This window comes from Chitinophaga fulva, from assembly GCF_012927205.1.
Lineage (GTDB): Bacteria > Bacteroidota > Bacteroidia > Chitinophagales > Chitinophagaceae > Chitinophaga > Chitinophaga fulva.
The window spans coordinates 1,008,368-1,022,024 of sequence record NZ_JABBGC010000002.1; the positions used below are offsets into that span (position 1 = coordinate 1,008,368).

At 49.5% G+C, this 13,657-nt stretch carries 10 protein-coding genes, 1 tRNA gene and 1 pseudogene; 7 read left to right on the plus strand and 5 right to left on the minus strand.

What is annotated here, in order from left to right; genetic code table 11:
- The first annotated feature begins 67 nt into the window (after window positions 1–67).
- Window positions 68–748, plus strand: coding sequence for a HEPN domain-containing protein (locus HHL17_RS20665; protein WP_169226687.1), 681 nt, complete (start codon window positions 68–70; stop codon window positions 746–748).
- Between the two features lie 394 nt (window positions 749–1,142).
- On the opposite strand, the gene HHL17_RS20670 is transcribed toward HHL17_RS20665, so the two are convergent.
- From HHL17_RS20670 to HHL17_RS20690, 5 genes and pseudogenes are all read right to left on the minus strand, one after another.
- Window positions 1,143–1,754, minus strand: coding sequence for a hypothetical protein (locus HHL17_RS20670; RefSeq protein WP_169226688.1), 612 nt, complete (start codon window positions 1,752–1,754; stop codon window positions 1,143–1,145).
- Between the two features lie 221 nt (window positions 1,755–1,975).
- A pseudogene (locus HHL17_RS20675) lies at window positions 1,976–2,179 on the minus strand (tyrosine-type recombinase/integrase); the annotation flags it as partial.
- A gap of 15 nt (window positions 2,180–2,194) precedes the next feature.
- On the minus strand, window positions 2,195–3,211 hold the full coding sequence (locus HHL17_RS20680; RefSeq protein ID WP_169226689.1) for a site-specific integrase: 1,017 nt from the start codon (window positions 3,209–3,211) through the stop codon (window positions 2,195–2,197).
- 260 nt (window positions 3,212–3,471) lie between these two features.
- Window positions 3,472–3,547 (minus strand) — tRNA-Lys (locus HHL17_RS20685).
- Window positions 3,548–3,661: 114 nt separating this feature from the next.
- Window positions 3,662–4,378, minus strand: coding sequence for a FadR/GntR family transcriptional regulator (locus HHL17_RS20690; RefSeq protein ID WP_169226690.1), 717 nt, complete (start codon window positions 4,376–4,378; stop codon window positions 3,662–3,664).
- A gap of 284 nt (window positions 4,379–4,662) precedes the next feature.
- Between HHL17_RS20690 and HHL17_RS20695 the strand changes: the two genes are divergently transcribed.
- Genes HHL17_RS20695 through HHL17_RS20720 form a run of 6 tightly spaced genes read left to right on the plus strand, consistent with a single transcriptional unit; the run spans window position 4,663 to window position 13,652 of the window.
- Complete coding sequence (locus HHL17_RS20695) at window positions 4,663–7,962, plus strand: SusC/RagA family TonB-linked outer membrane protein (protein ID WP_169226691.1); 3,300 nt, start codon at window positions 4,663–4,665, stop codon at window positions 7,960–7,962.
- Window positions 7,963–7,978: 16 nt separating this feature from the next.
- Complete coding sequence (locus HHL17_RS20700; RefSeq protein WP_169226692.1) at window positions 7,979–9,439, plus strand: RagB/SusD family nutrient uptake outer membrane protein; 1,461 nt, start codon at window positions 7,979–7,981, stop codon at window positions 9,437–9,439.
- A 10-nt stretch (window positions 9,440–9,449) separates the two neighbouring features.
- On the plus strand, window positions 9,450–10,619 hold the full coding sequence (locus HHL17_RS20705) for a sialidase family protein (protein WP_169226693.1): 1,170 nt from the start codon (window positions 9,450–9,452) through the stop codon (window positions 10,617–10,619).
- Window positions 10,620–10,625: 6 nt separating this feature from the next.
- A complete protein-coding gene (locus tag HHL17_RS20710; RefSeq protein ID WP_169226694.1) occupies window positions 10,626–11,783 on the plus strand; it encodes a sialidase family protein in 1,158 nt (385 codons plus the stop codon).
- A gap of 13 nt (window positions 11,784–11,796) precedes the next feature.
- On the plus strand, window positions 11,797–12,732 hold the full coding sequence (locus HHL17_RS20715; protein WP_240975926.1) for a dihydrodipicolinate synthase family protein: 936 nt from the start codon (window positions 11,797–11,799) through the stop codon (window positions 12,730–12,732).
- Between the two features lie 11 nt (window positions 12,733–12,743).
- Window positions 12,744–13,652, plus strand: a complete 909-nt coding sequence (locus HHL17_RS20720) for an alpha/beta hydrolase (RefSeq protein WP_169226696.1) — start codon at window positions 12,744–12,746, stop codon at window positions 13,650–13,652.
- Window positions 13,653–13,657 lie beyond the last annotated feature (5 nt).

The window sequence follows — 13,657 nt, forward strand, 5'->3', positions numbered from 1 at the left end:
TTTATTATTAAAATTTAATACATTCACATAATTTGCCTATTTTTAGGTAAATCAAAAATTAATCATTTTGAAAACAACCCTTGACCACTTGCCCAAAGACAAACAAGAACAACTCGCACTAATTGTTCAAATCATAGTGGAATCCGTCTCACCGGAAAAGATTATTCTCTTTGGAAGTTATGCAAGGGGCAAATGGGTTGACGAACAGCATATGGAAGGCGGTACCTTGCATGAATATGTAAGTGACTATGATATTTTAGTTGTTACTTCAAAGGGGGATGATAGACATGAACATGAATTACAAGATAAAATAGAAGCCCGTTGCCACTTTCGTATTCCTGTAACAGTTATTGTCCATAGCATTGACTTTGTAAATATACGGCTCTCTGAAGGCCAATATTTCTTTTCTGATATAAAAAGAGAAGGTATTTTATTGTATGATGGTGGTAATATCCCACTTGCCGAACTTAAAGAATTGTCAGCAAGAGAAAGGCATGATATAGCTAAAGAGGACTTTGAACATTGGTTTACAACTGCGGTTAAATTTCTAAAAGGAGTCGATCTTTACTTCAAAGAAAACGATCTTAATATGGCCGCCTTTATGTTGCATCAAGCTGCCGAACGAACCTACAGCGCGGCAATTTTAGTACTTACAGGTTACCGGCCACGTACACATAACTTAGGTAGACTAGTACGCTTATGTAAAGATTTCTCACCAGAAACTGGCAAGTGTTTTCCAAACCAATGACAGTAAAGAAAATGCCTTATTCACTATCTTAAAGAAGGCTTACATAGACGCACGTTACAAAAGGAACTACCAAATAACGGAGGACGAAGTCGCGATTCTTATTGAGAAGGTAAAACAGTTGCAAATGATTACAGAACGCATTTGCATAGAAAAGATAGCCTCATTAGATATTATGATCTAGTCTTCCGATCTCGCCCTAAATCTTCGCTGCATTTCCCCCCTTGCGACCATCGGGAGCGAGGGGCGAGCGGTTTTTGCGCAGCAAAAACACCGCTCGCTAACGGAGCGTAGAACCGTTCAACCTTCGCAGACGGGTGGCAACGCCGCCCGTTTAATCTTCGCAGGACAGGTAGCGAAGCTACCGTGTCCTGATTTTTCGCAACGGGTAGCGGAGCTATCCGTTTATCTCCAAATTTAGACTACCTGAACCACCACATGCAAAACAGATTCCGTTTTCAAAATAATCGTAAGCTGGAAGATATCCAGTTCCTTCGCACTTAGTACAAGAAATAAGTTTTACAGAAGATGAAAGTTGTTTATCCCGATAAACATAGATAATCTCATTTTTATGAATTGCTTTATGACAATCAGAACATACAGTGATTAGAGAGCCTGTATCATATTCCCACGGTAAATTATTTAAAACATAATAAGTATGATGTACATGAATTTCGACATCTATCTCATTTGCAGGATACGGAAGATTGTTCTTTATGTGGAAGCCTCCTTCCATTTCCGGTAAAAGATCAATAAAAGGATTCTTCTTAATTTCTTCGGTCCTTTCTTTTAGCAATTGTTCATATTCGTTAGGGTCCATTTTGGTGTAATATCTATCAGTACCACTTGAAGGGTAGGCTTTTATCTTACATTTCTGGCAAGTAATATTATCTCTATCAATAATTCTTTCTCGAAAAGCCCTCCATTCCACTGTCAGAAGCAACTCCTTGTAAGATGGTTTTGCGTCCCCCAGTTTCTTTAATAAACCTTGATAACTAATAAAACTCATATATGCCTATTTTGATTGTGTTGTAGGTCCAATCCATTAAAATTGGCTGTCCTCCCAGTAAATATAGTTTATCGCGGTCTGCCGGTGAAAAGAAAAAATAGGCATCCCACAAAAAACAAGTGCCTTATGAGCAGATGTTTTTTCCGATGCGGCCCAATAGAGAACCACTGTTGCAAAAAACATCTGTTTATAAGGCACCAGCCCGCGGCAGCGATACCAGGTTAAACGGTCCGCTGCAATCCCACTACAGGAGCAGTCAACCGGTCACGCAACGCCCGCATATTATTGCTAACCTTCTGCTGCGTGATCTTGGCGTAAATCTGCGTTGTACGGATACATTTATGCCCTAACATCTGGCTCACCGTTTCAATCGGCACATCATTTTCAAGGGTCACTGTGGTAGCAAAAGTATGCCGGGCGGTATGTGTGGTTAAATGCTTTTAAATGCCGCATAGAACGGCTATTTCTTGTAGATAGGCATTATACCTCTGGTTGCTATTAACGGGCAATAAACGGCCATATGCCTTGCAATACAGGCTTTCTTTGTATCGGTCTATTATCTCCAATGCAATCGGCAAAAGTGGTACACGTTCGGCTGTGTGGGTTTTCATCCTGTCTTTCATGATCCATCTTTCGCCATCAATACCAATGACAAGGTTATCCGGGGTAAGATGGAGTACATCTGTGTAAGCATACCCAGTAAAGCAGCAGAATAAATAAATATCTCTCACCTCTGCCAATCGCGGAATCAGCTCTTTATTATACAAAGACATAATTTCATCCATTGTAAGCCTCTCCCGTTGCGGTTCTTCGTAGCTGCATTTAAATCCGCTTAGTGGGCTAACGACTAGCCAACCCTGATCTACGGCCAATTTGAGCATCTGTTTTAAAATCTTCACATACTTCATTGCGGTATTAGATCCCATCCCCTGCACGGTCGTGAGGAAGTATTCAAAATCCGGGGCAAAAGAAAACCTGATTTCAGAAAGCGGCTTATCTGAAACATGGAAATGAGCTTTAAGAAAAGCAATAACCTTCTCTTTCGTAATCTCAAAGCGTTTCAGCGTGCGTCCGGACTTCATCCCGGCTTTCACCTTCTCTGCAAACCGGCGGTTATGGAAGTCAATCACCTCGCATAATGTCCGCGAGTGTTCCGTAATTCCTGCAAAAGAATTTTTAACAGAACAAGCGGTTACCGGTTCTCCGGATGTAACTAAATGGCTGTAATGTTTGTGTAGATTGGCTTTCAGGGTTACCAACTGGCGGTTAATCGCCTGCGCTTCTTCGGAACTTCCTTTAACGCATTGGCCGGAGGCATTCCATAACGACGGGGTTACATACTGATACGTGGAAAGTTCTGCACGTTTGCCGCCTACGCTGAGACGTAGATAAATAGCGGGCTTGCTGTTTTTAGAGCGGCTTTTATTAAGCCAGAAAAGAACAGAAAAACTGGTCATACAACACTTGTTTTAAGTTAACCAAAATTGTTTCAACTTCACTTATCCTGACATCACTTAACATTGGTCAAACGCAATACAGTATAGCATTTAAGGCCAGTGACGGTTAGCACAATTTAATCATTCTGTTGCTAACCTCAACGCTCACTTTTCTATCCTTATTTAACTTTACAAAACTTTACGACAAAAAACAGAAAAGCCTTGTAGAATCAGATTCTACAAGGCTTTAATTACATAAGAGTATTTCTTTTTACTCTTGGTGGTGATCCCGCTGGGACTCGAACCCAGGGCCCATACATTAAAAGTGTATTGCTCTACCAACTGAGCTACGGAATCATTCCCTTTTCTGAAGGGAGTGCAAAGATAGAAAATTATTTATTCCAACCAAATATATAACAACATATTTTGCAACTACTTAATAAAAATATTTGTCGAGTAGCAGCACACACCTTACTCCTCGCCTTCTTCTTCCTCTATCACTGCCTTGACTGTTTTCTCCGGGAACAACGTCCCCATATTTTCAAACCGGGTATTCAGATGTAAGCGCATAGCTGTACGGAAAGCGTCTGCTGTGCCGCATTTGAGGATTTCCAGCAAGGATTCATGTGAGATGATCTGTTTCACTTTCCAGTCTTTACGGCGGGGAGCATAAGTAGCAAACAACGTATTCAACAGGTTCTGGAAAGCGTACAACGATTTGTTGCCGGACATTTTATATAATGTGCTGTGAAAACGTATATCCAGTTTCGTTAGTTGCTCTGAGTCCACCGTCATGTTCTCTTCTTCGATGATACGCTGCAGGTCATCAAGGTAACGTTCCTCTTTATGCAGGAACAGGAAATCGGCCATTCCTATTTCCAGCATCAGGCGCACTTCATACAGATCTTTCAGCGAGTCTTTGTCCAGCGTGCCGGATGAGAGGATGGTCTTGAACCCATAGAATATATTCGGCGACGTGAGCACGGTGCCCCGTTTGCGCTTTGTTTCGATAAAGCCCAGGATGCGCAGCCGGCTCAATGCTTCCCGCAATACTACCCGGCTCACGCCCAGTATTTCCGCCAACTCGTTCTCCTTAGGCAGCGAATCACCCAGCTGATAGCCTTTCTCCGAGATATACTTCAGTATTTTCCTTTCAATCTGCTCCGCCAGGGTAAGGTCCTTTTGCATCGATTAAGTAGTATTTATTGTTTTTAATTGATCCTAAAAATAATCTTTTTGCTGAATCACAGACAATTTTCTACCAATAAAGGTATTAATTTTCATTATTATGTACTACAAATAAATTAATTTATATACTTTTAGAACGAAATAAGGCTAATATTTCGTCAGTTTTCAACTTTAAGTACTACATAATACAAAGGAATTGCCAAAACAGCCTGTTTATAGTTCCTGCTGCAGCATATGTAATATCTAAAGTGAACAACCCAACCAACATCTAAATATTCACGGTTATGAAAAAACAACATCTACCACGTTTACACTGGCCGGGAAGCTGGTTGCTGGTAGCCCTTACCTGGTTTTCTTTCTTACCGGTAGCGGCAAGACAACAACCACCACAGGAATCTTCCACCAGAAAAAATATATCCGTCACCGGTAGGGTCACCGATGCTGCCAACCGCCCTATGCCCGGTGTGACAGTCATCCAGAAAGGCACACAGAACGGCGTCATCACCGACGCAACTGGCAACTATCGCCTGCAGGTGCCCGCGGATGCTACCCTGCTGTTCAGCATCATCGGCATGGACACCCGCGAGATGCCTGTCAACGGCCGCCCGCAGCTATCGGTGTCACTCAGTGAAAAATCCACTGCCCTCAATGAAGTGGTGGCCATCGGCTATGGTAAACAATCCCGCGCAACCCTCACCACGGCTATCTCCCGCGTGAATTCCAAAGAGTTTGAACACGCACCCGGACAAAATCCACTGCTGCAAATGCAGGGCAAAGTACCAGGACTTACCTTACAGGTCAACAGTGGCCAGCCTGGCGCCGATCCACAAATATTCCTCCGCGGCGGCACTACCACCTCACCGGAAAAAGACGCTCCCCTGCTGATCATCGACGGGATGATCTCCCAGGGCATGCGCAGCATCTCGGACATGAACACCGATGACATTGAATCGGTACAGGTGCTCAAAGACGCGGCCTCCACGGCCATCTATGGTGCACGCGCGGCCAACGGTATCATCATCATCAAAACAAAATCCGGCAAAGCCGGCAAACCACGCGTCAGCTTCGGTTTCAACTATGGCCTGGAACAACAGGCACAAAAATACAAGTTCCTCAGTGCACGCGATTACATCTACGTAAGCCGCAAAAACACGATGGACTATAATAAAACCAATCCTGACTTTTATCTTACCGGCGGCCGCTATGGCATGTCTACCGGCAATCCACGCAATTCAAAAAATACACTGGAATTCCTCGACACCTATATACAAAACTACGGTCAGGCCTATGTGGACCGCCTCCTGCAAGAAGAAGGCTGGGAAACCATGGCAGACCCGGTCACCGGGAAACAACTCCTGTTCAAAGGCACCGATTACCAGGATATCACTTTCAACAACGGCCATAAAAAACAATACGATGTCAGCGTAAGCGGTGGCAGCGACAAAGGCACCTACTACCTTGGTCTCGGTCACACCAACCAGGATGGTATCATCGCAGGTACGTTCTATAAAAACTACAATGGCCTGTTCAACGGTACCTATAAGCTGAGCAACAAATGGACACTCAATACCAATATGAGTTACCAGGTGCGTTATTCCAATTCACCCAATAACGACAACAACGTATTGAGCCGCTCCGTCACCATGCCGCCTACCTACCGCCTCTATTATGAAGACGGTATCCCGGCGCCAGGGGAAGGCATCGCCTCCTTCCGCAGCCGCCTGCACGAAATCTATTACAAGGAACGTTACACCGATATCAAAGTGTACCGCACCACCTTCCAGCTGGGCGCCGACTGGGACATCCTGCCGGGACTGCGCTTCTCCCCTTCTTTTGCCTGGTTCACGACAGAAGGAAAGGAAAACAAATTTGAGGCATACAATGAAACCAATCCCAACAGGAACGCTTCTGCCGCACATAACCTTAACAGGCATACGCAGGCGGACGCGGTGCTCAATTACGACAAAACCATCGGCAGCCACCATCACTTCAATGCTATGGCCGGCACCAGTTATATCAACGACTACGATTACAACATGAGCGGCAGCGGCTATGGTGCGCCGAATGATAACATTCCCACCCTCAATGCCACCAAAGTGGAAACGCAACGCACCTCCACTTCCGAATCAACGGAAATACTGATGAGTTACTTCGGCAGGTTGAACTACGATTTCGACAACAAATACCTGTTCTCCGCCAGCATCCGCAGCGACGGCTCCTCCCGCTTCTCCAGCAACCACCGCTGGGCGGCCTTCCCGGGCGTATCCGCCGGATGGAACCTGCACCACGAAAATTTCTGGGAACCGCTGCAACCAATCATATCACTGTTCAAGATCAGGGGCAGCTGGGGCCAGGCAGGCAATAACGCGCTCTCTATCTTCGACTCACAAGGCCAATACAGCACTTCCCTGAACAGCAACCTGCTGAGTTATATGGGCAACACCGGCATCCTCAATACCACGCTGCCCAACAATGACCTGGTATGGGAAACCACTACCTCCGTGGACGCTGGTCTGGATATCGGTTTACTGAAAGACCGCATAACGATCCTGTTGGATTTCTACAATAAAATCACCGACAACCGCCTGTTCGATAAACCGCTGGACGCTACTACCGGCTTCAGTAAAATCCGCAGCAATTACGGCACCATCCGCAACCGTGGCATCGAAGTGGAACTAAACGCTACCCCCGTTAAAACGCGCAACTTCACCTGGAATACCGGTATCACCTTCGCGTTTAACCGCAGCACTGTGGTTTCCCTGCCCGGCAACGGCGAAGCAAAGAACAGGATTGGCGGCAACTACATCTTCGACGCTAATACCGGTCAATACACAAAAGTAGGCGGCCTCGCTGAAGGCGAACGTTTCGGCGGCAGATGGGCGTACCAGCTCGATGGTGTATACTCCACCGATAAAGACGCTGCCGGCGCACCTTTCGACGTGGAAGCCAACGGCCGTAAGAAAACTGGTGGCGATGCCATCTGGCACGACTTCGATAAAAACGATACCATCGACTACCGCGATATGACGTTTATGGGTTACATCCGTCCTGATAAACAAGGCGCCATCGTCAATACCCTCACCTACAAAGGCATCAGCCTCCGCATCGTGGCTGACTATGCCCTGGGCCATGTGATTGACAACGGTTTCAGAGGGAAAGCCAATGGCAGCTCGCGCAACAATAACCAGGCGCTCACAGATGTCATCAGCGATGATATTTGGAAACAACAGGGCGACCATGCCAGCATTCCCAAATACACCGTGCAAAGCGATTATGATTATAATTTCAAAAACCATAACCGCGCCACCAATGGCCTGGGCAATGATGGAACAGCGAGCAACAACTCCCTCTACTACAAAAAAGGCGACTACCTCGCGCTCCGTGAAATATCGCTGAGCTATAGTATCCGCGCTGCACTGTTGCAAAAGGCCAGCATCAGCAGCATTGATGTGTTTGGCGGTATCTACAACATCTGCTACTTCACCAAATACGATGGCTTGTCGCCCGAAGTATTCACCGGCGCAGACCCTGGCCTGTACCCACGTCCCCGTCAGTACAACCTCGGTGCAAAAGTCAATTTCTAACCGTAATCTAACGATCATGAATAAACGCTTCCTGGTATACAGCTGCCTGATCGCTTTACTACCAGCCTTCTCCTGTAACAAGGTGCTGGATGTAAAAACCGTCTCAGACATCACCAACGCCAGCTACTGGAAATCACCCGGCGACGTGACCGGTTACCTGACGGGTATCTACTCCTTGCTGCGCGGCACTGTCAACGATAAAAACTATTTCAACACCACTTATTATATGGAAGACCGCAGCGATGCCTTTATCGCCGGCCTTGAAGGGGGTATGTCTACCGCCTGGCAACAGAACCTTAACAATGCCAATGCGCCCAACTGGCTTAACTATTACAATATTATCTACCACTGCAACCTGCTGCTGAAAAATGCGCCAGGCATCAATTTCCCTAACAGCACCGACCGTGACCGCGCGATGGCCGAGACCTATTTCATTCGCGCCTATACGTATTTCTGGCTGATACGTTCCTGGGGCGATGTGCCGCTGATGCTGGAACCGGTGGCCAGCAGCAACCAGCAACAGCCCTCCCGGGCCGCCGCCACAGACATCATGGCTCAGATACTAAAGGACATCGATGCCGCCATAGCGCTGTTTCCCGAAGGCACTTTCGTCAACAAAAGCCGGGCCTCCAGGCCCGCTACCTTCACGCTGAAAGCCGATGCCCTGCTCTGGAAGTTCAAAGTGCTCAAAGGCAACGACGCCGACTTACAGGATGCGCTGACGGCGCTGCAGCAGGTGGAAAGTACTGCCGGGCTTACCCTGCTCGACAATTTTGCTTCCGTCTTCGCCACCAACAACCGGGCAAATGCAGAAATCATTTTTTCTGTTTATTTTAAGAAAGATGAACGAAGCGATATGTATGGCAGTCAACTGAAACCACGGGATATCTTTGTGCAGGACGCCGTCAACAAAAATGACATTGCAGCAGCCAAAAACGGCGCCCGTAGCCAGTATATGCCCAGCCCGAAGTTTGAATCCATGTTCACCGACGCGGCCGACAAAAGAAAAAATGCCTCTTTTATCAAAGCTATCGGCCCTAACAATAAACTGATCGGTGTCTTCGACAACAAGTTCAGGGGCACCAAAGACACGGACTGGTTCTATGATGCCGATATCGTCATCTACCGCTTCGCGGAAATATTCCTGCTGAAAGCGGAAGCATTGGCCGCCCTGGGCCGTGTATCCGATGCCGTTACCGCATTGAACCGCACCCGGACAAGGGCCGGCATCGGCAACTACGCCGGTCCCGCGGACAAAACGAGCGTGGAAAAAGAGATACTGAATGAACGCTTCCGGGAACTGTGGCTGGAACAGAAAAGATGGCCCGACCTGCTGCGTTTCCATTATGCGGGCACCATCAACGTATACACGGAAGTGCCAAACCTGAACGGGAAAAACGTACCACTGTATTTTCCTATTCCGAAAGCACAGATAGACCTGAACCCGAACCTGAAACAAACTGCCGGCTACCAATAAACAGTTCACCATGAAACGGACAACCTGTAAAACATTACTATTACTCACTGCCAGCCTTTTCCTGCTGGCCTCCTGTAAAGGCGGCGGCAGCGAAAACGTAACGCCAGCGCCACCGCCCGGCAACAATGGCGGCAATACCAACGATAGCATCCCGTTTATTTTCCGGGAGAAGACCGGCGGCTATAGCTGTTATCGTATACCCGCCATCGTTAGAACTAAAACCGGCGTACTACTGGCTTTTGCGGAAGCACGCAAAAACAACTGCAAGGACGAAGGCGATATCGACCTGCTGGTAAAACGCTCTACCGACGGCGGTAAGACCTGGAGCAATCCCATTATGGTATGGGACGACGGCGCCAATACCTGCGGCAATCCGGTACCGGTACTCGATGAACAAACCGGTCGCCTTCACCTGGTGATGACCTGGAACCTGGGCGAAGACAATATCGGCGCCATCAATGCCGGCACCAGTAAAGACACCCGTCGCGTGTTCGTCACCAGCAGCGACGATGAAGGTCTTACCTGGGCGTCTGCCAAAGAAATCACGAAAGACGTGAAGAAACCCGGATGGGCATGGTACGGCACCGGGCCTTGCCATGGGATACAGCTCAAACGCGGCACCTATGCCGGCAGGCTCGTCATCCCCTGTGATTATATGTCGCTCAAAACAACGGATAGCCCTTCCCGTGACTCAGCCCATGTCATCTATTCCGATGACCATGGCCAGAGCTGGAAACTGGGCGGCGTCGCCAATAAAGACCGTGGCGCGGAGAGCACAGTAGCGGAACTATCAAACGGACAGCTCATGCTCAATATCCGCAACAGCGCCGGCGGCGCCAGACTGGTGGCCAACAGCACCGATGGTGGCGCCTCCTGGCTGCCGGTCCGGGCTGACTATACGCTGGTGGAACCCATCTGCCAGGGCAGCCTGCTCTCCTACAAACAATGGCTGTTCTTCTCCAACCCGGCCAGCACGGCCCGGGAGAACATGACCATCCGGCTCAGCACCGATGACGGCAACAACTGGAGCAAGTCCTGTAAAATATACAGCGGCCCTTCGGCCTACTCCGATATCGTGATGCTGTCAGACACAGAGATCGCTATCTTCTATGAAGCTGGCTATAAAAAACCATATGAAGGCATTGCCTACAAAGTAATACCTGTCACCGATTTTAAATAGAGAGATATGAAGACTACCGTATATGCCTGCCTGTTATGGATGTTGTTTTTCCCGAAGATGCTGCTGGGCCAGCACGATAGCATGGTACTGTTCAACGCGGGTGCCGACGGTTACAGGAGTTACCGTATCCCGGTACTCCTGACCGCCCCCAATGGCCACCTGCTGGCCTTCTGCGAAGGCAGGAAAGAAAGCGCCGCCGACGCAGGGGATATCGATATCCTGTTGAAACGCTCCGCCGATGGTGGCCTGACATGGTCAGCCACGCAGGTGGTATGGGACGATAACGCTCACACCTGCGGCAATCCCTGCCCAGTGGTAGATGCCGCTACCGGCACCATCTGGCTGTTGCTCACCCGCAACGATGGGCTGGACAAAGAACACGACATCATTCATAAAACGGCTACGCATACACGCACCGTCCGGATCTGTAAAAGTGACGACAACGGCGCCACCTGGTCAAAGCCGGACGACATTACCGCCACCACCAAAGACCCTTCGTGGGGCTGGTATGCCACCGGGCCGGGTATCGGTATTCAGCTGCAACACGGTCCACATAAAGGCAGGCTCGTTGTTCCCTGTGACCACAGCTATGATGACAGCAGCGGCCACGTGGCCAAAGGGCCATATGAATACGGCTCCCACATTATTTATAGTGACGACCACGGGAAGTCATGGCAACGAGGCGGCAATATCCACCCTAAAGTGAACGAGTGCCAGTTGACCGAACTGGCCGACGGCCAGGGTGGCCTGCTCATGAACCTGCGCTCCTATTTCGGCCGTGGGCTGCGTTCCCAGTCCGTCAGCCACGACGGAGGCTTTAGCTGGAGCGCTCCTGCTGACGTACCTTCCCTGACAGACCCTATCTGCCAGGCCAGCATCATCCGTTACCGCTGGCCCTCCCGTAAACACAGCGGCATCCTGCTGTTCCTCAATCCGTCCAGCGACAAAAGGATGAACATGACGCTCAAAGCCAGCACCGACGACGGGCACAGCTGGCAACCGCTACGCGTGCTGCATGCCGGGCCGGCAGCCTATTCCTCACTGGCCATATTGCCCAATGGTGACATCGCCTGCCTGTATGAAGCCGGGGATAAAAGCGCCTACAGCCATCTCATCTTCCAAAAAATCAACAAAAAAATCATCAGCCATATCCATCAACAATAAGCACAACGAACATATGAACGACATGACAGCAACACGTATCCAGGGACTGGTGGCCGCACCATTTACACCCATGCACGCCGACGGACGTATCCATACCGAACGGATACACGAAATAGTACAAACACTGATCAGCAACGGCATCAAAGGGATGTTCGTCTGCGGCAGCACCGGTGAAGGCCCTTCCATGACCACGGCCGAAAGAATGGAAACCGCCGCGGCTTTCATCCGCGCAGCAGATAAAAAACTGAAAGTATTTGTACACGTGGGGCATAACAGTCTGCAGGAGGCCCAACAGCTGGCAGCCCACGCACAGGAACACGGTGCCGATTTCATTTCCGCCACGCTGCCCACCTATTTTAAGATACAGACCATACAGGGCCTGATCGACAGCCTGGCTACCATTGCGGCGGGCGCACCTAAGCTGCCGCTGTTCTATTATAACATTCCGGCGCTCACCGGCATCTCGCTCGACATGGTGGCGTTCCTCGAACAGGCCGCCGGCAAACTGCCTACCCTTGCCGGTATTAAATACACCGCGCCTTTTATTCACGATTTCCAGGCGTGTATGCATGCCAGTGAAGGACGGTACGAACTGCTCTACGGCACCGACGAAATGCTCCTGAGCGCGCTCGCCACCGGTTCCCATGGCTTCATCGGCAGCACCTATAACTTCGCTGCCCCGCTATACAACGATCTGATACAGGCTTTCGCTGACGGGCAGCTACAGAAAGCGCAGCAGTGCCAGTTGCGCTCCGTGGAAATGGTGCGCCTCATCGTCAAATATGGCGGACTGCGCGCCCAGAAAGCCATGATGCACATGATAGGCCTCGACTGCGGCAACGTTAGATTACCGCTGCAACCTTTTGAAGAGAACGAGTATATTTCCATGGAAAAAGACCTGCGCGCCATCGGTTTCTTCGACTGGTGTACCCGGGTTACCAAACCATAAAATCCACGTTCATGAAAAAGTTTCTTTTGATCAGCATGCTGACAACCGGTGCCTATATCGCGCAAGCCCAACAGGGCAAACCCATCCCCTTGTACCCGGAAGGCGTACCTAATTCCAAACCTGCGCCGGCAGACTACCAGGAAGACAGCGACAGCAACCGTGCGCGGATGGTCACCCGGCCGGAGCTGATTCCTTTTCCCGCACCTGCCGGTAAAGCCACCGGCGCAGCAGTAGTGATCTGTCCTGGCGGCGGCTACGGCAGTGTGGTGATAGGCCGCGAGGGGTATGCCATCGCACGGCGTTTCCAGGAAGCAGGTATCTCCGCTTTCATCGTCAAATACCGTCTGCCGGACGACCGGATTATGCCGGATAAGTCCAAAGGTCCGCTGCAGGACGCGCAACGTGCTTTACAAATTGTACGGCAACATGCGGCTGAATGGGGCCTGCAGCCCGGCAAGACCGGCATCATCGGTTTTTCGGCCGGTGGCCACCTTGCTTCTACCGTAGGTACGCATTTCGCACAACCGGTGATCGACAATCCCGCGCAGCTCAATCTCCGCCCGGATTTTATGATACTCGTGTATCCGGTGATCAGCTTTACTTCGTATATGCATGCCGGTTCCAGGAAGGCCCTGCTGGGAGAAAAACCCGACAGAGCCCTGATAAAACTGTACAGCAACGAACTACAGGTAACCGCCAATACACCGCCCACCTTCCTGCTGCACGCACAGGACGATAAAGTAGTACCGGTGCAAAACAGCCTGCTGTTCTACAATGCGCTGGTCAATGCCGGTGTAAAGGCAGAGATGCATCTTTATCAAAACGGCGCGCATGGTTTCGGGCTGTACAACAAAACCACGCAGGACGACTGGTTTGAGCGATGCCTGCACTGGATGCAGGCCAATAGCTGGATACCATGACCAGC